Source organism: Enterobacter sp. ODB01 (genome assembly GCF_001623605.1).
Lineage (GTDB): Bacteria > Pseudomonadota > Gammaproteobacteria > Enterobacterales > Enterobacteriaceae > Enterobacter > Enterobacter kobei.
Window position 1 is genome coordinate 458,164 of the sequence record NZ_CP015227.1, and the last position, 23,705, is coordinate 481,868.

At 59.5% G+C, this 23,705-nt stretch carries 22 protein-coding genes and 1 pseudogene; 9 read left to right on the plus strand and 14 right to left on the minus strand.

The window, feature by feature from the left end:
* Positions 1-17: 17 nt before the first annotated feature.
* Together srlR and gutQ are read left to right on the plus strand one after the other, a co-directional pair.
* Positions 18-791 carry a glucitol operon DNA-binding transcriptional repressor SrlR gene (gene srlR, locus A4308_RS02210; protein WP_014884990.1) on the plus strand — a complete coding sequence of 258 codons (774 nt, stop codon included), beginning with the start codon at positions 18-20 and terminating at the stop codon, positions 789-791.
* On the plus strand, positions 784-1,749 hold the full coding sequence (gene gutQ / locus A4308_RS02215) for an arabinose-5-phosphate isomerase GutQ (RefSeq protein WP_014884991.1): 966 nt from the start codon (positions 784-786) through the stop codon (positions 1,747-1,749). The genes srlR and gutQ overlap by 8 nt, the downstream gene beginning before the upstream one ends.
* On the opposite strand, the gene norR is transcribed toward gutQ, so the two are convergent.
* A complete protein-coding gene (gene norR, locus A4308_RS02220; RefSeq protein ID WP_045134081.1) occupies positions 1,746-3,260 on the minus strand; it encodes a nitric oxide reductase transcriptional regulator NorR in 1,515 nt (504 codons plus the stop codon). The genes gutQ and norR overlap by 4 nt on opposite strands.
* A 186-nt stretch (positions 3,261-3,446) precedes the next feature.
* Here norR and norV point away from each other — a divergent pair, with 186 nt between their 5' ends.
* A complete protein-coding gene (norV, locus tag A4308_RS02225; protein WP_045282210.1) occupies positions 3,447-4,895 on the plus strand; it encodes an anaerobic nitric oxide reductase flavorubredoxin in 1,449 nt (482 codons plus the stop codon).
* Positions 4,892-6,025: an NADH:flavorubredoxin reductase NorW gene (norW, locus tag A4308_RS02230; protein WP_023331159.1), complete on the plus strand. Its 1,134-nt coding sequence runs from the start codon at positions 4,892-4,894 to the stop codon at positions 6,023-6,025. The genes norV and norW overlap by 4 nt, the downstream gene beginning before the upstream one ends.
* Before the next feature lie 71 nt (positions 6,026-6,096).
* On the opposite strand, the gene A4308_RS02235 is transcribed toward norW, so the two are convergent.
* The 4 genes from A4308_RS02235 to A4308_RS02250 form a co-directional block, all read right to left on the minus strand.
* Complete coding sequence (locus A4308_RS02235; RefSeq protein WP_023337689.1) at positions 6,097-7,119, minus strand: HoxN/HupN/NixA family nickel/cobalt transporter; 1,023 nt, start codon at positions 7,117-7,119, stop codon at positions 6,097-6,099.
* A gap of 1 nt (position 7,120) precedes the next feature.
* Positions 7,121-9,337, minus strand: a complete 2,217-nt coding sequence (gene hypF, locus A4308_RS02240; RefSeq protein ID WP_045282209.1) for a carbamoyltransferase HypF — start codon at positions 9,335-9,337, stop codon at positions 7,121-7,123.
* A 6-nt stretch (positions 9,338-9,343) separates the two neighbouring features.
* A complete protein-coding gene (gene hydN / locus A4308_RS02245) occupies positions 9,344-9,889 on the minus strand; it encodes an electron transport protein HydN (RefSeq protein ID WP_008499565.1) in 546 nt (181 codons plus the stop codon).
* 134 nt (positions 9,890-10,023) lie between these two features.
* Positions 10,024-11,037: a LacI family DNA-binding transcriptional regulator gene (locus A4308_RS02250; protein WP_045282208.1), complete on the minus strand. Its 1,014-nt coding sequence runs from the start codon at positions 11,035-11,037 to the stop codon at positions 10,024-10,026.
* Positions 11,038-11,251: 214 nt separating this feature from the next.
* Between A4308_RS02250 and ascF the strand changes: the two genes are divergently transcribed.
* The gene (ascF, locus tag A4308_RS02255) at positions 11,252-12,703 is read left to right on the plus strand and encodes a PTS cellobiose/arbutin/salicin transporter subunit IIBC (protein WP_045282207.1); all 1,452 of its coding nucleotides are present in this window, start codon (positions 11,252-11,254) and stop codon (positions 12,701-12,703) included.
* Between the two features lie 18 nt (positions 12,704-12,721).
* Positions 12,722-14,146 carry a 6-phospho-beta-glucosidase gene (locus A4308_RS02260; protein ID WP_045282206.1) on the plus strand — a complete coding sequence of 475 codons (1,425 nt, stop codon included), beginning with the start codon at positions 12,722-12,724 and terminating at the stop codon, positions 14,144-14,146.
* Between the two features lie 86 nt (positions 14,147-14,232).
* On the opposite strand, the pseudogene hycI reads toward A4308_RS02260, so the two are convergent.
* The 9 genes and pseudogenes from hycI to hycA all read right to left on the minus strand — a co-directional run.
* A pseudogene (gene hycI, locus A4308_RS02265) lies at positions 14,233-14,688 on the minus strand (hydrogenase maturation peptidase HycI); the annotation flags it as partial.
* On the minus strand, positions 14,681-15,091 hold the full coding sequence (locus A4308_RS02270) for a formate hydrogenlyase maturation HycH family protein (protein WP_045282205.1): 411 nt from the start codon (positions 15,089-15,091) through the stop codon (positions 14,681-14,683). The gene A4308_RS02270 and the pseudogene hycI, both read right to left, overlap by 8 nt.
* Positions 15,088-15,855 (minus strand): NADH-quinone oxidoreductase subunit B family protein, encoded by a 768-nt coding sequence (locus A4308_RS02275; protein ID WP_014885001.1) that lies wholly within the window; start codon positions 15,853-15,855, stop codon positions 15,088-15,090. Before A4308_RS02275 ends, A4308_RS02270 begins: the two co-directional genes overlap by 4 nt.
* Positions 15,855-16,397 (minus strand): formate hydrogenlyase complex iron-sulfur subunit, encoded by a 543-nt coding sequence (locus tag A4308_RS02280; protein WP_014885002.1) that lies wholly within the window; start codon positions 16,395-16,397, stop codon positions 15,855-15,857. Before A4308_RS02280 ends, A4308_RS02275 begins: the two co-directional genes overlap by 1 nt.
* 9 nt (positions 16,398-16,406) lie before the next feature.
* Complete coding sequence (gene hycE, locus A4308_RS02285) at positions 16,407-18,116, minus strand: formate hydrogenlyase subunit HycE (protein ID WP_014885003.1); 1,710 nt, start codon at positions 18,114-18,116, stop codon at positions 16,407-16,409.
* 15 nt (positions 18,117-18,131) lie between these two features.
* On the minus strand, positions 18,132-19,055 hold the full coding sequence (locus tag A4308_RS02290; protein ID WP_023331167.1) for a respiratory chain complex I subunit 1 family protein: 924 nt from the start codon (positions 19,053-19,055) through the stop codon (positions 18,132-18,134).
* 1 nt (position 19,056) lies between these two features.
* Positions 19,057-20,871: a formate hydrogenlyase subunit 3 gene (gene hycC / locus A4308_RS02295; RefSeq protein ID WP_045282204.1), complete on the minus strand. Its 1,815-nt coding sequence runs from the start codon at positions 20,869-20,871 to the stop codon at positions 19,057-19,059.
* Positions 20,868-21,476 (minus strand): 4Fe-4S dicluster domain-containing protein, encoded by a 609-nt coding sequence (locus A4308_RS02300; RefSeq protein WP_023331169.1) that lies wholly within the window; start codon positions 21,474-21,476, stop codon positions 20,868-20,870. Before A4308_RS02300 ends, hycC begins: the two co-directional genes overlap by 4 nt.
* A gap of 73 nt (positions 21,477-21,549) precedes the next feature.
* Positions 21,550-22,014, minus strand: a complete 465-nt coding sequence (gene hycA, locus A4308_RS02305) for a formate hydrogenlyase regulator HycA (protein WP_045282203.1) — start codon at positions 22,012-22,014, stop codon at positions 21,550-21,552.
* Positions 22,015-22,224: 210 nt separating this feature from the next.
* Between hycA and hypA the strand changes: the two genes are divergently transcribed.
* Genes hypA through A4308_RS02320 form a run of 3 tightly spaced genes read left to right on the plus strand, consistent with a single transcriptional unit; the run spans position 22,225 to position 23,705 of the window.
* Positions 22,225-22,575, plus strand: coding sequence for a hydrogenase maturation nickel metallochaperone HypA (hypA, locus tag A4308_RS02310; protein ID WP_032635694.1), 351 nt, complete (start codon positions 22,225-22,227; stop codon positions 22,573-22,575).
* A 3-nt stretch (positions 22,576-22,578) separates the two neighbouring features.
* Positions 22,579-23,442: a hydrogenase nickel incorporation protein HypB gene (gene hypB, locus A4308_RS02315; RefSeq protein ID WP_045282202.1), complete on the plus strand. Its 864-nt coding sequence runs from the start codon at positions 22,579-22,581 to the stop codon at positions 23,440-23,442.
* Complete coding sequence (locus tag A4308_RS02320; protein ID WP_014885010.1) at positions 23,433-23,705, plus strand: HypC/HybG/HupF family hydrogenase formation chaperone; 273 nt, start codon at positions 23,433-23,435, stop codon at positions 23,703-23,705. Before hypB ends, A4308_RS02320 begins: the two co-directional genes overlap by 10 nt.

A 23,705-nucleotide genomic window follows, 5' to 3' on the forward strand; every position in this document is an offset into this window, starting at 1 on the left:
TAAGGAACGAAGCGCCTATGAAACCACGTCAGCGGCAGGCGGCCATTCTCGAGTATCTGCAAAAGCAGGGGAAATGCTCGGTGGAGGATCTGGCCCACTACTTTGACACCACCGGCACGACAATACGCAAGGACCTGGTATTGCTCGAAAACTCTGGCGCCGTCATCCGAACTTACGGCGGGGTGATGCTGAATAAGGACGAAGCTGACCCGCCTATCGATCACAAAACGCTGATCAATACCCACCAGAAAGCGCTTATTGCCGAGGCCGCCGTTAAATTTATTCACGATGGTGATTCCATCATTCTCGACGCAGGCAGCACCGTCCTGCAAATGATCCCCCTGCTCAGCCGCTTTAACAACATCACGGTGATGACCAACAGCCTGCATATCGTCAACGCCCTGTCGGAATTTGACAGCGAGCAGACTATCCTGATGCCCGGCGGCACCTTTCGCAAAAAATCGGCGTCGTTTCACGGTCAGCTGGCCGAGAACGCTTTCGACCACTTCAGCTTCGATAAGCTGTTTATGGGCACCGACGGCATCGATCTGAACGCAGGCGTCACGACCTTCAATGAGGTATTCAGCGTCAGTAAAGCGATGTGCAACGCCGCACGGGAAGTGATTTTGATGGCAGACTCGTCGAAGTTTGGCCGCAAAAGCCCCAACATTGTCTGTAGCCTTGAAAGCGTTGATAAGCTGATTACCGACGCGGGGATTGATCCGGCGTTCAAAAAGGCGCTGGAAGAGAAAGGTATCGACGTGATCGTAACCGGAGAGAGAGATGAGTGATTTTCTGTTAGAAACGGGCCGCCAGACGCTGATGCTGGAGCTGCAGGAAGCCAGCCGCCTGCCAGAACGTCTGGGCGAGGATTTTGTCCGCGCCGCCAACACGATTATCCACTGCGAAGGCAAAGTGATCGTGGCGGGCATCGGTAAATCCGGCCATATCGGCAAAAAAATTGCCGCGACGCTGGCGAGCACCGGCACCCCGGCCTTCTTCGTGCATCCCGCCGAGGCGCTGCATGGCGATCTGGGGATGATTGAAAGCCGCGATGTGATGCTGTTTATCTCCTACTCCGGTTCGGCCAAAGAGCTGGATCTTATTATTCCGCGCCTGCAGGAGAAATCGGTCGCTCTGCTGGCGATGACCGGCAAATCCCGCTCGCCGCTGGCGCTGGCCGCTAAAGCGACGCTGGATATTTCCGTTGAGCGTGAAGCCTGCCCGATGCACCTTGCCCCGACCTCCAGCACCGTCAACACCCTGATGATGGGTGACGCGCTGGCGATGGCGGTGATGCAGGCGCGCGGATTTAACGAAGAAGATTTTGCCCGTTCGCATCCGGCGGGCGCGCTCGGCGCGCGGCTGCTCAATAAGGTTCATCATCTGATGCGCACTGACGATGCCATTCCCCAGGTCAAGCTCGATACCAGCGTGATGGACGCGATGCTGGAACTGAGCCGCACCGGGCTGGGGCTGGTCGCGGTGTGTGACGACAACGGTAGCGTCCAGGGCGTATTCACTGACGGCGACCTGCGGCGCTGGCTGGTGGGGGGTGGCAAACTGGAAACGAAAGTGTCTGACGCGATGACCAAAGGCGGGCTGACGCTGAATGCCGACAGCCGCGCCATTGAGGCCAAAGAGGTGCTGATGAAGCGCAAAATCACCGCCGCACCGGTGGTGGATGACGCCGGCAAGCTCTGCGGTGCCATCAACCTGCAGGATTTCTACCAGGCGGGGATTATTTAACCCTTCAGCCCAAGACGCTTCGCCAGCCGGTGCAGGTTGGCGACGTCCATCTCCAGCGCCCGCGCGCACGCCGCCCAGCTGCGGTTGTTCTGCTCCAGCGCACGGGTAATCATCTGACGCTGGAACGCTTCCGTCGCCTCGCGCAGGTTTTCATTTGCATTCTCCGGCACACGCTGAGCCACCGCCTGCACGGCGTCATCGTGCAACGCAAAATGACGCGCGTGGATCACAACCTCATCACCCGCACGCGTCGCCCGCGCCAGCACTACCGCACGGTGAATCGCATGCTCGAGCTCCCGCACGTTGCCCGGCCAGCCGTAGCTCAACAGATGCGCCCTTGCCCCCGGGCTGAGTACCACGCGGGAAAGCCCCATTCTGAGACGGCATTGCTCGCAGAAATAGCCCGCCAGCAGAACCACATCTTCTCCGCGCTCGCGCAGCGGCGGCACGGTAAGCGGGAACACGCTCAGACGGTGGAAAAGATCCGCGCGGAAATGCCCGGCCAGCACCGCTTCTCGCAGGTCGCGGTTGGTCGCCGCCAGCACGCGCACGTCCACCCGTAAGCTGCGGTCATCCCCCACGCGCTGGATGTCACCGTACTGCAATACGCGCAGCAGTTTGGCCTGGAGCGAAAGCGAAAGCTCTCCAATCTCATCGAGAAACAGCGTCCCGTTATCGGCCATCTCAAACTTACCGCTGCGGTTGCTGATGGCCCCGGTAAATGCCCCTTTGACGTGACCAAACAGCTCGCTTTCCGCCACGCTCTCCGGCAATGCGGCACAGTTAAGGTATACGAGCGGGTTGGCCGCGCGTGGTGAGGCTTCATGAATTGACTTCGCCACCAGCTCTTTACCGGTGCCGGTTTCACCGAAGATCAGCACGTTCAGGTCGGACGCGGCGACAATCTCAATCTCTTTTTTAAGCTGCGCTATGCCCGGCGACAGGCCGATCATCTCCGTGTGCGCCACCGGCTCAAACGCCGACGGGCTGCCGGGAAGAATATTCTGGCTTTCCAGCTGTTCTATCAGCAACGCGTTATTGAGCGCCCCGGAGGCCAGCGCGGCAATCAGCCTTAACTCTTCATCACTGAAGGTGTCGAACTGGTCCGGCGACATGCCGTCGAGGGTTAATGCGCCAATCAGGTGTTGTCCGGCAAACAGCGGCAGACCGATACAGGCGTGCACCTTCAGGCTCTCCTGCCCCGGGATCAGACCGTCGTAGGGATCCGGCAAGTCGCTGTCCGCCGGGAAACGTACCACGTCACCCGCACGGGCAATGGTTTCCAGCCGCGGATGCCCTTCAAGAGTAAACCGCCGCCCGAGAACATCTTTCGCGAGCCCGTCGATAGCCAGCGGAATAAATTGTCTCCCCTCGTAGCGCAACAGCGCCGAGGCATCGCACGCCAGCACGTGACGCAGCGTGGAGATAAGCCGCTGAAAACGGTCCTGATGACCGATACCGGTTTGCAGTTCAATGGCGATCTTCGCCAGCACATCTACGGAAAAACTCATGGCTGCCTCGCTGTCATTTTGACAATAAATAGTGTCATATTGACCGTCATCAGGATAGTCATAATGACTACTCATCACGAGGTATATAAATAATAATCCATTAAAATCAATAAAATAAAAGTTGGCACGCAATGTGATATAGGCAAATCATCTTATTCAAAAACGCTGTATTACGTTGAGGTTGCTATGTCTATTCTGGTTAAAAATAACATTCATTGGGTGGGTCAACGTGACTGGGAGGTGCGTGATTTCCACGGGACGGAATACAAAACGCTGCGCGGCAGCAGCTACAACAGCTATCTTATCCGTGAAGGCAAAAACGTCCTGATCGATACCGTCGATCACAAATTCAGCCGCGAGTTCGTGCAGAACCTGCGCAGCGAAATCGATCTCGACGCAATCGACTACATCATCATCAACCACGCGGAAGAGGATCACGCCGGTGCGTTGACCGAGCTGATGTCGTACATTCCGAATACACCGATCTACTGCACCACCAACGCCATTGACTCGATCAACGGTCATCACCATCATCCGGAGTGGAATTTCCACACCGTGAAAACCGGCGACTCGCTGGATATCGGCAACGGCAAACAGCTGATCTTCGTAGAAACCCCAATGCTGCACTGGCCGGACAGCATGATGACCTACATGACCGGCGACGCGGTATTGTTCAGCAACGACGCCTTTGGCCAGCACTACTGTGACGAACGCCTGTTCAATGATGAAGTGGATCAGACCGAACTGTTTGAGCAGTGCCAGCGCTACTACGCCAACATTCTGACCCCGTTCAGCCGTCTGGTGACGCCAAAAATCACCGAGATCCTCGGCTTTAACCTGCCGGTGGACATGATTGCCACCTCCCACGGCGTGGTGTGGCGTGAAAACCCCACCCAGATCGTTGAGCTGTACCTGAAATGGGCGGCGGATTATCAGGAAGACCGCATCACGATTTTCTACGACACCATGTCCAATAACACCCGCATGATGGCGGACGCCATTGCCCAGGGCATCAACGAAGTGGATCCGAACGTGGCGGTGAAAATCTTCAACGTGGCGCGCAGCGATAAAAACGAGATCCTCACCAATGTCTTCCGCTCAAAAGGCGTGCTGGTGGGCACCTCCACGATGAACAACGTGATGATGCCGAAAATTGCTGGCCTGGTGGAAGAGATGACCGGCCTGCGTTTTCGCAACAAACGCGCCAGCGCGTTTGGCTCTCACGGCTGGAGCGGCGGCGCGGTAGATCGCCTCTCTACCCGTCTGCAGGATGCAGGTTTTGAGATGTCCCTGAGTCTGAAAGCGAAATGGCGCCCGGATATCGACGCGCTGGAAATTTGCCGTCAGCATGGCCGCGACATTGCCCGTCAGTGGGCGCTCGTACCGCTTCCTGAGGCGTCTGCAAAACCTACCGAACAGCAGGAAGCCTGTGCCTGTGCAGCTGCCGCTGCTGCACACCTCGGCCCACGCATGCAGTGCAGCGTTTGCCAGTGGATATATGACCCGGAACGGGGCGAACCCCTTCAGGACGTTGCCCCGGGCACCCCGTGGTGCGACGTGCCGGATACCTTCCTCTGCCCGGAATGTTCCCTCGGTAAAGACGTCTTTGACGAACTGGGTACGGAGGCAAAATGAATCACGGAATCGTCATCATCGGTTCGGGCTTCGCCGCCCGCCAGCTGGTGAAAAATATCCGCAAACAGGACGCTAACGTGCCGGTGACGGTGATCGCCGCCGACAGCATGGATGAGTACAACAAGCCTGATTTAAGCCATGTCATCAGCCAGAATCAGCGCGCCGAAGACCTCACCCGCCAGACGGCGGGGGAGTTCGCGGAACAGTTTAACCTGCGCCTGTTTCCCTACACCTGGGTTACCGATATCGACGCCGCCGCGCACGTCGTGAAGGCGAAAGACAAAATCTGGCAGTACGACAAGCTGGTTCTGGCCACGGGGGCCTCTGCCTTTGTGCCGCCCGTTGAAGGGCGAGAGCTGATGATCACCCTAAACAGCCAGCAGGAGTATCAGGCAAGCGAAACGGGGCTTCGCGATGCGCAACGCGTGATGATCGTCGGCGGTGGGCTGATTGGTACCGAGCTGGCGATGGATTTCTGCCGCGCGGGTAAAACCGTTACCCTGGTTGACCACGCGGCGAGCATTCTGTCGGCGCTGATGCCCGCAGAAGTAAGCAGCCGCTTACAGCATCGACTGACCGACATGGGCGTCCATCTGCTGCTCAAATCGCAGTTACAGAGTCTGAGCAAAACCGCAGGCGGCATTCGTGGGGCGCTCGACCGCAACCGCAGCGTTGAGGTGGATGCGGTGGTTGCCGCGACGGGTCTGCGCCCGGAAACCGCGCTGGCACATCGCGCAGGCGCCGAAACAGACCGCGGCGTAAAGGTCGACAGCTACCTGCAAACCTCACAGCCGGACATTTATGCCCTGGGCGACTGCGCGGAAATTAATGGCCGGGTGCTGCCGTTTCTGCAACCGATCCAGTTGAGCGCCATGGTCCTGGCGAAAAACCTGATCGGCGTCAGCGCGCCGCTAAAGCTTCCGCCGATGCTGGTGAAGGTGAAAACGCCGGACCTGCCGCTGCACCTTGCGGGAGAAACGCAGCGACAGGATCTGAACTGGCAAATCGCCATTGAATCACAGGGGATGGTGGCGCGCGGCATCGACGCAGATGACCAACTGCGCGCCTTTGTGGTGAGCGAAGAGAGAATGAAGGAGGCGTTTGCGCTGCTGAAATCGCTACCTGCTTAACCGTCGTATTGCCGGGTGGCGCTGCGCTTACCCGGCCTACAAAACAACAAAAAGAGAGTTGAGGCAAAAATTCAGGAGCGCACCACCAGCGCATCGTAGCCGCGCCAGCGGTAGTTGGCCATGGAGATCAGCCAGCAGGCGACAAACAGCCCGACCACCACAAATCCGGCGTTGCCGAGGTTATCGTTTACCGCGCCCACCGCATCCCAGATGCCGCCGCTAAGGGCAAATTTATCCATCAGCAGACCCAGCGCTTCCAGCCCACCAATGAACAGCGCCACCACCACGGAGGTACCGGTAATGGTCATGTTGTAGTAGAGCTTGCGCTGCGGTTTGTTAAACGCCCAGCCGTAGGCACCGACCATCAGCAAATTGTCGAGGGTATCCACCAGCGCCATACCGCTGGCGAAGAGCGCCGGGAAGATCATGATTGACCACACCGACATCCCGCTGGAGGCGCTGGCGGCAGAAATCCCCAGCACGCCAATTTCAGTGGCGGTATCAAACCCGAGACCAAACAGGAAGCCCACCAGGTACATCTGCCAGCTTTTATTGACGAGGCGGAAGGTTTTGCCAAACAGCCAGCTCATCACCCCACCCTGGGCGGGAAGCTCCACGTCGCTGCGGGCCGCATGCCCCTTTTTCAGCGCCTGGAAACTGCACCATACGCCGCGCAAAATCACCATATTCACCAGCGCCATCGCCAGCAGGAAGGTGGCGGAAACGGCGGTGCCAATCAGGCTCCCGGTCTCGTGGAACCATGCCATATTTTTCTGAAACGCCGTGGCGGTGGCGGCGATAGCGATGGAAGCCAGCACCACGATGGTGGAGTGCCCCAGCGAGAACCACGCCCCCACGCCGGACGGGCGTTTGCCCTGCTGCATCATCTTACGCGTCACGGTATCAATGGCAGCAATGTGGTCGGCATCCACCGCATGACGCAGCCCGTAACACCAGGCCAGCAGGCTTGCCGCCATCAGCGCCGTACTGCCGCTGAAGGTGTGCCATGCCCAGCCCCAGGCCAGCAGGTTTGCCATTACCAGTGCCAGCAGCAGAAGCGCGGCGCGAGGTTCATTGCGTAACAGTCGTAACATTTTAAATCCTTTGTGAACATGACCGGGCAGCGGCGACCACCGCCTGCCCGAAGGAGATCGCTCCGTCACCTGCAGGCAGGCGCGAAGGAAAAAGAAGCGTAAAGTCAGAAAGATAATGCCGCAGGCGCGCGCGCAGCAGGCGGTTATGTAACACACCGCCACTGAGGCAGATTGTTGAAAGCGATAAGCGTCGGGCATGGGATGCGGCATGCTCCGACAGCCCTCTGGCCAGCGCATCGTGAAACGCCCACGCGCGCTCGCAGGGCTCCGCCTGCCAGGCAAGCCACTGTTGCCAGAAAAGTGCAAGGTCGTCCACCGACAGCGTAACCGGGTGTTTCACACCGTTGCACCGTGCCGCCAGCGCCTCCAGCCTGCAGGCCGCTTCGCCTTCGTAGCACTGCGTATCGATGCCCAGCGCACAGGCAACCGCATCAAACAGGCGTCCACAGGACGAGGCCCGCGGCGCGTTGATGCCACGCTGGATCGCCGTCGCCAGTAGCGGCCAGTTCTGGCCCTGCACTGCCCGCGTCTCCGGGAACTGCTGCCAGTCAGGCACAAAGGCCAGGCAGTGGGCGAGCAAATTGCGCCACGGCTGCTTCGCTGCCAGATCGCCCCCCGGCAGCGCAACGGCAGGCAGGCCACCCAAATGTTCGCAGTCGACATAGTTCACCCGCAGGCACTCTCCGCCCCACAGCGCGCCATTCTCGCCCATGCCGATCCCGTCCAGCGTCAGGGCGATAACGTCCCCACCGCCGAGCGGCCAGCCATTTTCAGCCAGACACGCCGCCGCATGGGCATGATGATGCAGCACGGTTTCAACGGGCAGCGCCTGCTCCAGCGCCCACTGACGGGCGTGATACGCCGGATGGGCATCGCACACGACACGCGCGGGCTTAAAGGCATAAACCTGTTGCATCATTGCCAGCGCCGAACGCCACTGTGCGTCGACCCCCTCGTCACTGAGATCGCCAAAATGCGGGCTCAACACAGCCTGATTTCCGCGCACCAGGCAGAAGGTATTTTTCATCTCTGCCCCGGTAGACAATATGGCAGGGATATCGTCAAACCCGGCGGGTAACGTGATGGCATCCGGCACAAAACCGCGCGCGCGACGCAGCATCGCGCCATCCCGATCCACCACCGAATCATCCATCCGTTGCAGAATATCGCGGTTGTGCAGCAGGAAGCCGTCAGCCATGTCGCGGAGCGCATCCAGCGCTTCCTGATTCGTCATCGCAGGCGGGCGGCCGCTGAGGTTGCCGGAGGTCATCACCAGCGGACGCTGGCAGTCCATCATCAGTAAATGCTGAATCGGATTCGCAGGCAGCATCACGCCGACACAATCTAGCCCCGGCGCAATGGCCTCAGGCAGCGCGGGAAGCGAGGCTTTGGGCGTCAACACAATGGGCGCAGCAGGAGAGCGTAGCAGGGTCTGCATCGCCTCCGGCAGGTCATCCGCATCGGGGATCATCACCGCCAGCGGCTTCGTCGGGCGCTGTTTGCGTGCCCGTAGCGTCGCCACCGCCTGCGGGTTAAGCGCGTCGCAGGCAAGGTGAAAGCCTCCCAGCCCCTTGATGGCGACAATACCGCCGCTTTTTAGCTTCTCCACTGCGGCGCGTAATGCCGGTTCGCGCGTGGCAACGCTGTCCCCGGCTCGCCACATCAGCGCTGGCCCGCAGTCCGGGCAGGCCACCGGCTGAGCGTGAAAACGCCGATCGGCCGGGTTGCGATACTCGGCTTCACACGGTGCGCACAGCGGGAAGTCGGCCATTGACGTGGCCGGGCGATCGTAGGGCATGGCGCGGATGATGGTGAAGCGCGGGCCGCAATGGGTACAGTTGATAAACGGGTAACGATAACGGCGCTCGCGGGGATCGCGCATCTCCGCCAGGCACGCCGGACAGGTGGCGGCATCCGGCACGATTTGCGTGTCCATCGCCCCGCTCTCGCTCTGGCGGATGGTAAAATCCGTCGGCAGAGCGGGCCAGCTAAAGGGCTGCGTGTCTACGTCGTCAATCCGCGCCAGCGGTGGGCAGTCCTGGCGCAGCCTCGCGGTAAAGTCCCCCCCATTACCCGCGAGACGCACCAGGACACCCTCTCCGTCGTTACAGACGTCGCCCGTCAGCATCATCTGGTGCGCCAGCTGCCAGACAAAGGGACGAAACCCTACGCCCTGCACTTTGCCGCGCACCCGAAGCTGTACGCCGTTAACGCGCATTGCGACTTAAAACAGCAGCGATGACGAGGTGTCAAACGCTGCGCGACGGCGTTTTTCTGCGCTCATCTGCTCGAGCTTGTCGCGATCCACGCAGACCAGCGCGTGGGTCGGGCAGGCTTCCATACAGGCCGGGCCAGCTTCACGGTGGTAGCAAAGGTCGCATTTGTTGGCCTCGGCTTTCTCCGCCCGCACGCTCAGGCCCATACCGCTGTTGCGTACTACCGGACGGACAACCACTTCCATCGCGCCATACGGGCAGGCGACCACGCAGGTTTTACAGCCAATGCAGCGCTCCTGCATCACATGCACAAAGCCCTTCTCGCGTTTAATCGCCCCGTTCGGGCAGACGTTCGCGCACGGTGCGTCTTCGCACTGGCGACAAATAGCGGCGGTGGAAATATTCACGCCTTTAATGACGTGGATGCGTGGCAAAAACGTGTCGGGGGTAAGTGATGCGCAATCCTGCTCCGCCTGATGGGAAACCACGCACGCCACTTCACAGGTACGGCAACCAATGCACTTACTGGCATCGGCCATAATAAAACGGTTCATCTGCTTCTCCAGCATTACAGTTATGCGCGGAGCTATTCATAAACCGTGCCAATTATTAACCAATTGATTTTAAACGACTTTAAAAATCACAGTCGCGCTGTCATCGTCACTTATGACGATGACAGCTGTCGACATCAGCAGTGGGGGCCGTCAGTCACGGAGTCGCGCAGGATAAGCTCGCCGGAGAACGTTTGCTGATATTTGAATTCACCGCCGTCGAGCATGAAAATCAGACGACTGATGGTTTCCTGGATCATCTCCGTGACCGGAATACGCACGCTGGAGAGCGAAGGCACAATGTACGGCGCTATCGCCACGTCGTCGAAGCCGATGACTGACACCGCGTCCGGCGTGGCAACGCCGCTCTCGTGCAGCTGTTTAATGGCGCCAATCGCCATGTCGTCGTTGCTCGCCACCAGCGCCGTAAAGCGTTCGCCGCGTGCGAGCAGTTCGGATACCGCCGCCGCGCCGCTGGCCGGGTTCCACTTCCCTTCGGCGATAAGCTCGTCGCGCAGGGCAATACCGTGCTGCGTCAGCGCATCTTTGTAACCAGACAGTCGCTCAACGCCGGTCGGGGAATCCAGCGAACCGGTGATAAACGCAATCTCCCGGTGCCCTTTTGCAATCAGCTGCGACACCGCGTCCTGACAGGAAGCTTTATGATCGGACCAGACGCTGTGGCTGCTGTTTTTCCGCAGGCGGCGGTTGAGCACCATAATCGGCTGCTCACACTTCTCGACGATCGCATCCAGTTTATCCACGTTCAAAAAGCGCGGGTAGATGATCACCGCGTCGCAGCGCATATCGAGCAGATACTGGATCGCCTCGCGCTCTTCATCCGCGCTGTGCTTGCCGTCCGCGAGGATCAACTGTCGCCCTTTCTCTTCCGTCATTCGTGCGGCATGAAACAGCAGTTCGCTAAAGTAGACGCCGTGATAAAGGGTGTTCGTCACCACCAGCCCCAGGGTCTGGGTACGTTTGGTCGCCAGGTTTCGCGCCAGTAAATTCGGGCGATAACCGCTCTCTTCAATGGCCTGAAAAACCCGGTCTTTGGTCTCCTGGCTGACATAGCCATTTCCCGACAGCACGCGGGATACCGTCGCTTTCGAAACGCCTGCCCGCTTCGCCACTTCAAGCATCGTGGTCATGTTGTTATTCCATCTGAATCTGATGAAGCGCAGTGTACTGCACTGCAGAAAAATTGTCGCAGCGGCGAAATCACGCTTTCGCTACCGACTAGTGATCATCATCACGAATTGAAAAAATGACCAAAAAGCGATCTTGTTTCACTCAAAGAAACTCATGATGATTATGTGGAACCGGTTTCCTACATTTCACACAACGATAACAGGATCACATCCGATGGCCAAAAATTACGCTGCGCTGGCGAACGACGTTATCAGCGCGCTGGGCGGCAAAGAGAACATCGTCGCCGTCACCCACTGCATGACGCGACTGCGTTTCGTTCTGAAAGACGAAACCCTCACCGACGCCGCGCGCCTGAAAAGCATCAGCGGCGTGCTTGGCGTAGTGCGTAACGACAACCAGTGCCAGGTGATCATTGGCAACACGGTTTCTCAGGCCTACCGCGAAGTGGTAAGCCTGCTGCCCGTTGACCTGCAGCCCGCGGTGCCGGAAGGCCCGCAGAAGCTGACGTTACGCCGCATTGGCTCCGGGATCCTCGACGCGCTGATCGGCACCATGTCGCCGCTGATCCCCGCGATCATCGGCGGTTCGATGGTCAAGCTGCTGGCGATGATCCTTGAGATGACAGGCGTACTGCCAAAGGGCGCGCCAACGCTTACCATTCTGACGGTGATTGGCGACGGGGCATTCTTCTTCCTGCCGCTGATGGTGGCCGCCTCGGCGGCAGTGAAATTCAAAACCAATATGTCGCTGGCGATCGCCATTGCGGGCGTGCTGGTGCACCCGAGCTTTATCGAGTTGATGGCGAAAGCCGCGCAGGGCGAGCATGTTGAGTTCGCCTTTATCCCGGTGACGGCGGTGAAATACACCTACACCGTTATCCCCGCGCTGGTGATGACCTGGTGCCTGTCTTACATCGAACGCTGGGTCGATCGCATTACCCCGGCGGTAACGAAAAACTTCCTCAAGCCGATGCTGATCGTCCTGATTGCCGCCCCGCTCGCCATCGTGCTGATTGGGCCGCTCGGGATCTGGATCGGGAGCGCTATCTCCGCACTGGTTTACACCATTCACGGCTATCTGGGCTGGCTCTCCGTCGCCATCATGGGCGCACTCTGGCCGCTGCTGGTCATGACGGGAATGCACCGCGTCTTTACGCCAACCATTATTCAGACCATTGCCGAAACGGGTAAAGAAGGGATGGTCATGCCGTCAGAAATCGGCGCCAACCTGTCGCTCGGCGGTTCGTCTTTAGCGGTGGCATGGAAAACCAAAAACCCGGAACTGCGACAGACGGCGCTGGCTGCGGCGGCTTCTGCCATCATGGCGGGGATCTCTGAACCGGCACTGTACGGTGTGGCGGTACGTCTCAAGCGTCCGCTGATTGCGAGCCTGATCAGCGGCTTTATCTGCGGCGCGGTGGCTGGCATCGCGGGTCTTGCCAGCCACTCGATGGCGGCGCCGGGGCTGTTTACCAGCGTGCAATTCTTCGACCCGGCCAACCCGATGACCATCGTCTGGGTATTCGGCGTGATGGCGCTGGCAGTTGTGCTGTCGTTTGTTCTGACCCTGCTGTTAGGGTTTGAGGATATCCCGGTCGAAGACGAGGCCGAAAAAGCGCGCGCTCTGCAGACCGCGCCGGTACAGAACAACGCAGCAAAAGCATAAATTGAAAGCGAGGTAAGAATGTCTGTTTTTCCACAAGGATTTTTATGGGGCGGCGCGCTTGCCGCTAACCAGAGTGAAGGTGCTTACCGTGAAGGCGGCAAAGGACTGACGACGGTCGATATGATCCCCCACGGCGCCAATCGTCTGGCGGTGAAGCTCGGCAAGGAAAAGCGTTTTTCGCTGCGTGACGACGAGTTTTACCCGAGCCACGAGGCGATTGATTTTTACCATCGCTATAAAGAAGACATCGCCCTGATGGCGGAGATGGGCTTTACGGTATTCCGCACCTCGATTGCCTGGAGCCGCCTCTACCCGAACGGTGACGAACCGCTGCCGAACAAAGAGGGCATAGCCTTTTACCGCGCGGTATTTGAGGAGTGCAAAAAGTACAACATCGAGCCGCTGGTGACGCTCTGCCACTTCGACGTGCCGATGCACCTGGTGACGGAATACGGCTCCTGGCGCCACCGCAAGATGGTCGACTTCTTCGCCCGCTACGCCCGCACCTGCTTTGAGGCGTTTAACGGGCTGGTAAAATACTGGCTGACTTTCAACGAAATCAACATCATGCTGCACAGCCCGTTCTCCGGTGCCGGGCTGGTGTTTGAGGAAGGTGAAAACGAAGATCAGGTAAAATATCAGGCCGCGCACCACGAGCTGGTGGCGAGCGCGCTGGCAACCAAAATCGCTCACGAGGTGAACCCGGAAAATCAGGTGGGCTGCATGCTGGCGGGCGGTAACTTCTATCCGTACTCCTGCAAACCGGAAGACGTGTGGATGGCGCTGGAGAAAGACCGCGAGAACCTGTTCTTTATCGACGTGCAGGCACGCGGCCGCTATCCGGCCTACTCGGCTCGCGTGTTCCGTGAGAAAGGCGTGGTCATTGTCAAAGACCCCGGCGATGACGAGCTGCTGAAAAACACCGTCGATTTTGTCTCGTTCAGCTATTACGCCTCGCGCTGCGCGTCGGCGGATATGAACGCGGGCAACACCAGCGCGGCAAACATCGTGAAGTCCCTGCGTAACCCGCACATTCAGGTGAGCGAATGGGGCTGGGGCATTGACCCGCTTGGCCTGCGCATCACCATGAACATGATGTACGACCGCTACCAAAAGCCGCTGTTCCTGGTGGAAAACGGCCTGGGTGCGAAAGATGTCATTGATGAAAACGGCGAGATTAACGACGACTACCGCATCAGCTATCTGCGCGAGCATATCCGCGCGATGGGTGATGCGATTGAGGACGGCGTGCCGCTGATGGGCTACACCACCTGGGGCTGTATCGACCTGGTTTCAGCGTCTACCGGCGAAATGAGCAAACGCTACGGGTTCGTGTACGTTGACCGCGACGATGCGGGGAACGGCACGCTGGACCGGAAGCGCAAGAAATCGTTCTGGTGGTATAAGAAGGTGATTGCGAGTAACGGGGGCGATCTCGAGTAGCCTGTTGCCCTCACCCCGGCTCTCTCCCACAGGGAGAGGGAACGGGTTTGGTAGGCCGGGTAAGGCGAAGCCGCCACCCGGCACTGCTCAGAGCGGAGAAAACCCCCGTCCCCAACCCACCCTTCAAGCCGTGAATAAACCACTTCCACCGCCTCTTTTACCGGCGGCGTCATCGGGTAATAAAACCCAACAATGTCCGGCTGAATCCCCAGGAACAGCACCTCGCCCACATCGTCCTTGATCTGATCCACGAGGTAATTCAGCGGCATATTGTGGGTCGTCATCATAAACATCCCGGCAATGTCGTCCGGGTCAATGAGTCGGATCTCTCCGGGGTTGAGCCCCATATCGGTAGCATCGACAATCAGCAGCCTCTCCGGGCGCAGCTCGCGGATGGCGACCACGTCATTTTCTGGCGCGCTACCGCCGTCAATCACCACCCAGTTGCCCTGCGGGTTCGCGGCGCACATCTCTGCCAGCAGCGGGCCCGCGCCGTCGTCGCCCATCATGCTGTTGCCGACACACAATAAAACGTCAGTCATGTAATCTCCTCACCATCAGGTAGATGGCACTCTCCTGATGAATATCATGCAGCATGCCGAGCAACGTTTTGCTCCACGCCTGCTGTTCGGCGGATTGCCTGCTCAGCGCCGCATCAAAGGCGTTGGCGAGCATCGCAATGTGGTTGGCATCGATGACGATCTCACCGTACTTTGGCACGCCTTCCATTTTACGCCGCGCCGTGCTGCCCTCCTCCAGCGTGGCGATCCACGCCAGATACTCAGGCCAGGGGCAGCTCAGCGCGGCCTCCAGACAGTCAATCACCCCGAGGTGATGCCCAATCGCCAGGCTGTAATAGACCACCTGCTGCGCCGCATCCGGCGTGGCATCGTTCTCATCAATAAACTTACGGCTCAGTTGACTGAACACCACCGTTTCACTCATCGGATACGCGCCTCGTCCACAATGCTGTTCAGGTTCGCCACAATCTCATTCAGACGCGGATCGTTTTCCGCCTCCAGCCAGCGGGCTACCTGCTGCTCGCCCTGGCTCAGCAAACGCAGATAATCGTCGGCAATCTGACGACCATAACGGTAGCCCGCCAGCCTGCGCGCCGTACGGTCGACCTTCACCCGCAGCGGCTGCACCATATCCGGATGGAGGAGCATCGCGGGCTGGTTGTCGAGCTCGCCCGGTTCACGGGCGTGGATTTTCTGCTCCAGCAGGCCAAGCGCCATCGCAAAGCCGTACAGCGTGGCGGCAGGCGTCGGCGGGCAGCCCGGAATGTAAACATCCACCGGTACGATTTTGTCGGTGCCGCCCCAGACGCAGTAGAGATCGTGGAAGATGCCGCCGCTGTTGCCGCAGGCACCGTAGGAGATGCAGATTTTCGGGTCTGGCGCAGACTGCCAGGCACGCAGCGCGGGCGAGCGCATGGCACGGGTGACCGCCCCGGTAAACAGCAGAATATCCGCATGGCGCGGAGACGGCACCACTTTGATACCGAAGCGTTCAGCGTCAAACAGCGGCGACAGCGTAGCGAAGATCTCGATCTCGCAGCCGTTACAGCCGCCGCAGTCCACGCGGTAGACGTAGGCCGAACGTTTGATTTTTTTCAGCAGCGACGCCTTCATGCTGGCAATGGATTCCTCCACCGTCATTGGCACCGGCATGCCATTGTCGTCGCGCGGGCCGAGTAAGTGTTCCATCAGCTGGCCTCTCTCATATGGCGGGTGATATCAATCCGGTCGGACGGCAGCAGGCATTTCTGACGCTTGCACTCCGGGCAGGTTTCAAAACTTTCACGGTGATGTTCCGCCCGGACGTCACCGTTGTGCTGCAGCAGCGCGATGGCGTAGTCGATCTCTTTTTGCACGGCGAACGGACGCTTGCAGACGCGGCAGTGACACAGCGCGAAACGCGACTGCTGGAGGAAATCGGCTTTCTTCCACACTGCCAGCTCGTACTCCTGCGACAGGCGAATGGCGACCGTCGGGCAAACTTCCTCGCAGCGGCCGCAGAAAATGCAGCGTCCGAGGTTAAACTGCCAGGCCAGTTCGCCGGTTTTGAGATCCGTTTCCACCGTCAGGGCATTCGACGGGCAGGCATTGACGCAGGCCGCGCAGCCGATGCACTGCTGCGGATTGTGCTCCGGCTTGCCGCGAAAGTTTTTATCGACCGGCATCGGCTCCAGCGGATAACGGCTGGTCTGCGTGCCGGTTTTGATCACTTTTTTGATAAAGGTAAACATGACGAGTCCTTATTTCAGCGGCGAGTTCTTACGCTCGATGCTGTAGCGCTCAAGCTCTTTGTACGGCACCACCTGACTTTTCTTCTTGCGCACGTCCACCACGGTCATGCGATCGGTGCAGGAGTAGCAAGGGTCGAGGCTACCGATGATCAGCGGCGCATCGGAGACCGTATTGCCGCGCAGCATGTAGCGCAGCGTTGGCCAGTTGGCGTAGGTCGCCGCACGGCAGCGCCAACGGTAGAGCTTCTGGTTGTCGCCAGTCATGCTCCAGTGGATATCGTCCCCGCGCGGCGCTTCTGCAAAGCCGAGCGCGAAGCGGTTCGGGATGTAGGTGAAGCCCTCTACCATCAGCGGACCGCCCGGCAGGTTATCGAGGCCAAAGTCGATCATGTTCAGGGCAGTGAACACCTCGTTGATGCGGACTTTCAGACGTGAGATGACGTCGCAGCCCTGCTCGCTGTGCACGGTCATGGGCAGCAGGCCGTAGCCGACGAACGGGTGATCGGCGCGGGTGTCGCGGGCGTGGCCGCTGGCGCGCACCATCGGGCCGACGTTGCTGAAGTCGCGGGCAATTTCCGGATCAAGACGGCCAATCCCTACGGTGCGCTGCTCGATGTTTGGCGTGCTGAGCAGCATATCCACCAGCTCCTGCACGTCCCGACGCATCTGCTGCGCCAGCTGACGGGTCTGGATCATGTCATCTTTCAGCAGGTCGCGGCGGATCCCGCCGATCAGGTTCAGCCCGTAGGTTTTACGTGCCCCGGTGAGGATCTCCGCCATCTTCATCGAGGCTTCACGCACGCGGAAGAACTGCATAAACCCGGAGTCAAAACCGACGAAGTGGCAGGCCAGGCCAAGGTTTAGCAGGTGCGAGTGCAGACGTTCCACCTCCAGCAGAATGGCGCGGATCATCTGCGCACGTTCCGGCACCACGATCCCCATACCGTTTTCTACCGACGTGGTGTAAGCGGTGCTGTGGGCAAAGCCGCAGATGCCGCACACGCGGTCAGAAAGGAACGTCACTTCGTTGTAGCCCATGCGGGTTTCCGCCAGCTTTTCCATGCCGCGATGGACGTAGAACAGGCGGTAGTCGGCGTCGATAATGTTTTCGCCGTCGACGAACAGACGAAAGTGGCCCGGTTCGTCGGAGGTGACGTGCAGCGGGCCAATCGGCACCACGTTGTTCTTTTTACTGCCCAGCTCGTTAATGAACTCGTAGGTTTCGCTGTCGGTGGTCGGCGCCGGGCGCTGGCGGTAGTCCATGCTGTCTTTACGCAGCGGATAGAGTTCATCCGGCCAGTCGTCCGGCAGTACCAGGCGGCGCTCGTCCGGCAGGCCGACCGGCACCAGGCCGTACATGTCGCGCACTTCGCGTTCGCCCCAGACGGCAGCAGGCACCCGCGGCGTAACGGACGGATATTCCGGCTTATTCGGATCGACTTCGACGCGCACGGTCAGCCAGCACTTCTCGCCCTGCTCCATCGACATCACGTAGTACACGGCGTAATTGCCACATAGCTGGCGCTCGTCGTTACCGAACAGCACCGACAGCCAGCCGCCCTGCTGGTAGTAAAGAAACTCCACCACCTCCGGCAGGTAGTTCACCTTTATGGTGACGGTGATCTGGTCTTTGGTTTGCCAGGACTCTTCCAGCACCACGCCGGGGAAAGCCTGGTGCAACGCGGCGAGATACTGCTGACCTTTCTTTTCTTCAGACATAAACACTCTCTTTAATCACGCCACCAGCAAGGAGACGAACGCTAAAAATGCAAAGCCAAAACCGGCCCAGGTGATGCGCGAGGTCGCCACAAAACGCAGACGCGCCATGCTGTTCTCGAACAGCGCAATCACCAGCACGCCGATAAGCAGCTTGATCGCAGCAACCACGACGGCCAGCACCAGGCCGCCCGCGGAAAAGTGCGTCATCTGCCCCCACGGGAAGAAGACGCCGACAAACATCTGCAGCACCACCAGCTGCTTGAGGCTGATCCCCCACTTCAGTACCGCAAAGCCGTAGCCGCTGTATTCGGTGAGTGGCCCCTCCTGTAATTCCTGCTCGGCTTCCGCGAGATCGAACGGCAGTTTGCCCATCTCAATAAACGTGGCGAACGCGCAGGCGCAGAGTGCCAGCACCAGCGGAATGGAGCGGCTTACCGGCCAGTGATAAACGGTATGGGTTATAAAGCTGATATGGGTGGAGCCTGCGACCTGCGCGGCGACCCACAGCCCCAGCAGCAGGATCGGCTCAACCAGCACACCCAGCATCGCCTCGCGGCTGGCACCGAGGCCGGTAAACGGACTCCCGGTGTCCAGACCCGCAATCGCAAAGAAGAAACGGGCGATGGCGAAGAGGTAGATAAGCGTGATCAGATCGCCGAGCGCAGGCAGCGGTGAGCCCACCGTGACGACGGGCAGCGCGGTGGCGATGGTGAGCATCACGCCAACCATCACAAACGGCGTCAGGCGAAAGACCCAGCCTGCGGCATCGGGCGCCACGCTCTGGCGAGAGAGCAGCTTGAAGAGATCGCGATACTCCTGGAGCACGCCAGGGCCGCGACGGTTGTGCATCCGGGCGCGCGCCACGCGCGTGATGCCCGAGAGCAGCGGCGCAACGGCAAACAGCACCAGCGCCTGAAGAATTGCCAATAACAGACTCATGTCAGGCTCCTCGTGAAATCACAATGACCACCAGCACCGACAGCTCAATCAGCGCCAGACGGCGGAACAGTGCGGGCGCGGCAGCACTCTGCCAGCCCGGAACCCAACCCTGCGGGTTGAGCATGCGGCGCAGCTTCAGCACGGCGGCGAAGTTCTCTTTTACCGGCATGGCGAAACCGTGGGCGGTGATGACCATTGACTGCTCGTGTTCGTAGCCGCAGGCCCAGGCTGCGCCGCGCGTACGGGAGGCGAGTCGATCGCGTTTAAAGAACAGCATCAGCACGAACGGCAGTAGCGGAGAGGCAATCAGCAGCAGGGCTATCATCGGTTGGGAAACGGTGGTTTGTGCCGTCTCAAGCGGCAACGGAATAGCGTTTCCAAGCAGCGGCAGCAGCCACGGCGCGGCACCCCCACCCGCGATGCAGCACAGCGCCAGCGCAACCACGCTGGTGGCCATCAATACCGGTGCACAGCAGGCATTTTCAGCCTCACGCGTGCGCGGTGCGCCAAGGAAGGTAACGCCGTAGACTTTCGCCATACACATCACCGCCAGCGCCCCGGTAATCGCCAGGCCGACCGCCAACAGCGGCCCCAGCAAACGGCCGATAAACGCATCGCTCTGACCGAGCGCGAAGAAAGACTGGTAGATCACCCACTCGCCGGCAAAACCGTTCAGTGGCGGCAGCGCGGCCATCGCCATCAGCCCCACCAGCATCGCCAGGGAAATCACCGGCATCTTTTTGCCAATGCCGCCGAGCTTTTCGATATCCCGATGACCGGTGCGGAACCAGACGCTGCCCGCGCCGAGGAACAGGGTGCTTTTAAACAGGCTGTGGTTGACGAGGTGATACAGACCACCGATAAACCCGGCGGCAATCAAGGCGGGCTGATTCAGCGCCAGACCGGTGACGCCCGCGCCAAGACCGAGCAGGATAATGCCGATATTTTCGAGCGTGTGGTACGCCAGCAAACGCTGGATGTTGTGCTCCATCAGCGCGTACAGGCCACCCACGAACGCGGTGATCATCCCGGCCAGCAGCAGCACGCCCCCCCACCACAGCGGCGGTTGCCCGCTGGTCAGCGTGAGTACCAAAATCCCGAATAAACCCACTTTCATCACCACCACAGAGAACAGCGCGGCGGCGGGCGCGGAGGCATTGGCATGCGCCTGCGGCACCCAGCCGTGCAGCGGGATGATCCCGGCGAGCAGGCCAAAGCCCACAACGCCCAGCAGCCAGACGTCATTCCCCAGCGGATGGCCGTTGAGCGCAGAGAAATCCAGCGTACCGAAGCGTTGCCACACCAGCCAGCAGGCCAGCGCCAGCAGCAGCGTGCCGAGGCGACCAAGAGCAAACCACAGCTTGCCGGAGGCGCTACAGCCCGTCAGGAACACGCCGCACAGGGCCATAATTTCGGCCATCACCACCAGCGCGCCAAGATTGCTGGCGATAACGGTGCAGACCGCCGTCGCCATGAGCAGGTTTACCAGCAGACCATTAGCTCTGGTGTGCTGGTGGCGGTGCCAGTCGATATTGAACAGGCTGACAAACAGCCCGCACAGACCGAACGTCACCAGCCAGATGGCATTCAGCGGCGTAATCTCAACGCTGTGACGAATCAGCGGCATCACGGCCTCTGTGGATTGCCCCCCCAGCAAAACGACACCGCCTGCCGCGAGCGTCATCAGGCTGCCGAGCGCCCCGCCGATACCGGCTATCCAGCCGCTCAGGATTTTATGGAAAGAGAAGAGCAGCGCCAGCACGGCGGCGGCCGCAAAGTACGCTACGGCGCTGTTAATCATGTCTATCGCGTTCATTTCGCCCCCTCGTTAAGCGCCTGCAGAAGCGAAAGATCGCCGACGTCGGTATTAATGGTCAGCTCGCGCTTGCGTTTGCTGGTACGGGCGATATCGCGGATGTTAACCAGAATGAGCGCCTTAGTCGGACAGGTCCGCACGCAGGCCGGTCCCTGTTCATCAAAGCTGCACAGGTCACACTTCACCGCCACGGCGCGGATGCCGGGAACCCAGTCCAGTAGCGTACTTACGCGTGCCGGAGCCGGTGGCGCGGGCGGCGCTTTCGGGGAGTTGGCATTGGCCGGAATGTGCAGCGGACGGCTGCCGGAAAATTCAATGGCGCCGAACGGGCAGGCAATGCCGCACAGCTTGCAGCTGACGCACAGGCTTTCGTTCAGCTGGACCGCGCCATCAACGCGGGTGATGGCATTCACCGGACAAACACCCGCGCAGGGGGCATCTTCACAGTGGTGGCAGAGCTGCGGAGCAGACTCTTTTTCATTACGCATGACGCGAAGGCGCGGCATGGACTGCAGCCCGTGCAGGCGGTGGGTTTCCGAACACGCCGCCTCACAGGTTCGACAGCCAATACAGACCGTCGAGTCAGCAATTACAAAACGGTTCACCGGGCAATCCTCAGGTGATGGTCATTTTTGACGACGAAAAGCTGTCTTCTCGACACTTTTCGACACTCGGTTCTCAGGCAACGTTTGCGGAAGGGTTTCCGGCGATCAGCTGTTTCAGGTCGACCGGTAAGTCGTGTTCAACCGCGTGATAAAGCCCGTTGTAAACCGGCGCGATTTTCTCCAGATAGTGTTCAAGCACCTGCTGGCGATCGCGGTTGCTGACGTAGCCATCGACCATGCCGTCAGCCATCAGTTGCGCTTGCGCAATACACTGTTTTTCACCCTCTTTGTTCTCGACGTAGTACTCAATGGTGTGGCTGTTAAAGCTGTCTGCCAGGGTGACAAAGACCGTGAAGTGGCTGAAGAGGACAAAGCGCATATCGCCTTGCGCCGCACAACTCATCGCATGATGCAGACGCGCTTTTGACAGGGTGATTCCCTGAACCAGAGAGTTGCAGTAGAGGTGCCACTGCTCCTGTAGCTGCTGGTGGCGCTGCGCGATGTAATCCGCTTTTTCGCTGATTTCCCAAATAGTCATAAAAGGTATCCGGTTAATGGAGATAGTGGCTGTTAAGCAGATTCCGTGCCAGTTTTTAATTAACTGATTTTATTGGTCTTTAATTTCAAAACTGCTGTCAACGCGGCGGTGTCGACGTGTCATTTCGACAGCATTGACATCGTCACGCCCTGACAAAATACAGGCTGGCACTGTTATTGCATTACCGGGGCAATTCATTGAGGAGGCGTCATGCACGAAATCACCCTCTGCCAGCGAGCGCTTGAACTTATCGAACAGCAGGCAGTGCAAAACCACGCGAAACGCGTCACCGGCGTCTGGCTGAAGATCGGGGCATTTTCCTGCGTCGAGACCAGCGCCCTGACCTTCTGTTTTGAGCTGGTATGCCGCGGCACGCTGGCGGAAGGCTGCGAGCTGCATATCGACGAGCAGCAGGCGGAGTGCTGGTGCGAGCAGTGTCAGCAGTACGTCACGCTGCTCTCCTCAAAGGTTCAGCGCTGTCCGCAGTGCCAGCGTACCGGGCTGCGGATCGTGGCGGATGACGGTATGCAGATCCAACGCCTCGAAATCGAGAAGGAGTAATGTATGTGTAGTACCTGCGGTTGCGCCGAAGGCAACCTGTATATAGAAGGGGACGAACACCGCCCCCACTCCGCGTTTCGCTCCGCGCCCTTTTCCCCTGCCCCGCGTCCTGCGGCAGTTCTGACCGGCATTACCTTTGCGCCGCAACGCTCCGACGCGGGCGACCTGCACTACGGCCACGGCGAAGCGGGCACTCATGCGCCGGGCATGAGCCAGCGGCAGATGCTGGACGTCGAGATCAACGTGCTGGACAAAAATAACCAGCTCGCGGCCCGCAATCGCGTGCGCTTTGCCGCCCGCAAACAGCTGGTGCTGAACCTGGTCTCCAGCCCGGGTTCAGGCAAAACCACGCTGTTAACAGAAACACTCAAGCGCCTGAACAAACGCGTCTCTTGCGCAGTGATCGAGGGCGATCAGCAGACCGTAAACGATGCCGCGCGCATTCGTGAAACCGGCACCCCGGCGATTCAGGTCAACACGGGCAAAGGCTGCCATCTGGATGCGCAGATGATTGCCGATGCCGCACCGCGTTTGCCGCTTGAAGAGAGCGGCATCCTGTTTATTGAAAACGTCGGTAACCTCGTGTGCCCGGCGAGCTTTGACCTCGGCGAGCGCCACAAAGTCGCGGTGCTCTCCGTCACCGAAGGGGAAGACAAGCCGCTGAAGTACCCGCATATGTTTGCCGCCGCCTCCCTGATGTTGCTGAACAAAGTCGACCTGCTGCCGTACCTGAATTTCGACGTGGAGAAATGCCTGGCGTATGCCCGCGAAGTGAATCCGGAGATTGCGATCGTGCTGGTCTCCGCCACGCGCGGCGACGGCATGGACGCATGGCTAAACTGGCTGGAGAGCGAACGATGTGCATAGGCGTACCCGGACAAATTCAGGCAATCGACGGTAACCAGGCCAGGGTGGAGGTCTGCGGTATATTGCGCGATGTGGATCTGACGCTGGTGGGCAGTACCGATGAAACCGGCGCGTCACGTCTCGGCCAGTGGGTGCTGGTCCATGTGGGCTTTGCAATGAGCGTGATTAACGAAGCGGAAGCCCGCGACACGCTGGATGCGCTGCAAAACATGTTTGACGTGGAGCCTGACGTGGGCGCCCTGCTGTACGGCGAGGAGCGGTAG

Bases quoted from the DNA above. Each gene is read 5' to 3' on its own strand.
- srlR (WP_014884990.1), top strand. From the start codon at position 18: ATGAAACCACGTCAGCGGCAGGCGGCCATTCTCGAGTATCTGCAAAAG.
- gutQ (WP_014884991.1), top strand. From the start codon at position 784: ATGAGTGATTTTCTGTTAGAAACGGGCCGCCAGACGCTGATGCTGGAG.
- norR (WP_045134081.1), bottom strand. From the start codon at position 3,260: ATGAGTTTTTCCGTAGATGTGCTGGCGAAGATCGCCATTGAACTGCAA.
- norV (WP_045282210.1), top strand. From the start codon at position 3,447: ATGTCTATTCTGGTTAAAAATAACATTCATTGGGTGGGTCAACGTGAC.
- norW (WP_023331159.1), top strand. From the start codon at position 4,892: ATGAATCACGGAATCGTCATCATCGGTTCGGGCTTCGCCGCCCGCCAG.
- A4308_RS02235 (WP_023337689.1), bottom strand. From the start codon at position 7,119: ATGTTACGACTGTTACGCAATGAACCTCGCGCCGCGCTTCTGCTGCTG.
- hypF (WP_045282209.1), bottom strand. From the start codon at position 9,337: ATGCGCGTTAACGGCGTACAGCTTCGGGTGCGCGGCAAAGTGCAGGGC.
- hydN (WP_008499565.1), bottom strand. From the start codon at position 9,889: ATGAACCGTTTTATTATGGCCGATGCCAGTAAGTGCATTGGTTGCCGT.
- A4308_RS02250 (WP_045282208.1), bottom strand. From the start codon at position 11,037: ATGACCACGATGCTTGAAGTGGCGAAGCGGGCAGGCGTTTCGAAAGCG.
- ascF (WP_045282207.1), top strand. From the start codon at position 11,252: ATGGCCAAAAATTACGCTGCGCTGGCGAACGACGTTATCAGCGCGCTG.
- A4308_RS02260 (WP_045282206.1), top strand. From the start codon at position 12,722: ATGTCTGTTTTTCCACAAGGATTTTTATGGGGCGGCGCGCTTGCCGCT.
- A4308_RS02270 (WP_045282205.1), bottom strand. From the start codon at position 15,091: ATGAGTGAAACGGTGGTGTTCAGTCAACTGAGCCGTAAGTTTATTGAT.
- A4308_RS02275 (WP_014885001.1), bottom strand. From the start codon at position 15,855: ATGGAACACTTACTCGGCCCGCGCGACGACAATGGCATGCCGGTGCCA.
- A4308_RS02280 (WP_014885002.1), bottom strand. From the start codon at position 16,397: ATGTTTACCTTTATCAAAAAAGTGATCAAAACCGGCACGCAGACCAGC.
- hycE (WP_014885003.1), bottom strand. From the start codon at position 18,116: ATGTCTGAAGAAAAGAAAGGTCAGCAGTATCTCGCCGCGTTGCACCAG.
- A4308_RS02290 (WP_023331167.1), bottom strand. From the start codon at position 19,055: ATGAGTCTGTTATTGGCAATTCTTCAGGCGCTGGTGCTGTTTGCCGTT.
- hycC (WP_045282204.1), bottom strand. From the start codon at position 20,871: ATGAACGCGATAGACATGATTAACAGCGCCGTAGCGTACTTTGCGGCC.
- hycA (WP_045282203.1), bottom strand. From the start codon at position 22,014: ATGACTATTTGGGAAATCAGCGAAAAAGCGGATTACATCGCGCAGCGC.
- hypA (WP_032635694.1), top strand. From the start codon at position 22,225: ATGCACGAAATCACCCTCTGCCAGCGAGCGCTTGAACTTATCGAACAG.
- hypB (WP_045282202.1), top strand. From the start codon at position 22,579: ATGTGTAGTACCTGCGGTTGCGCCGAAGGCAACCTGTATATAGAAGGG.
- A4308_RS02320 (WP_014885010.1), top strand. From the start codon at position 23,433: ATGTGCATAGGCGTACCCGGACAAATTCAGGCAATCGACGGTAACCAG.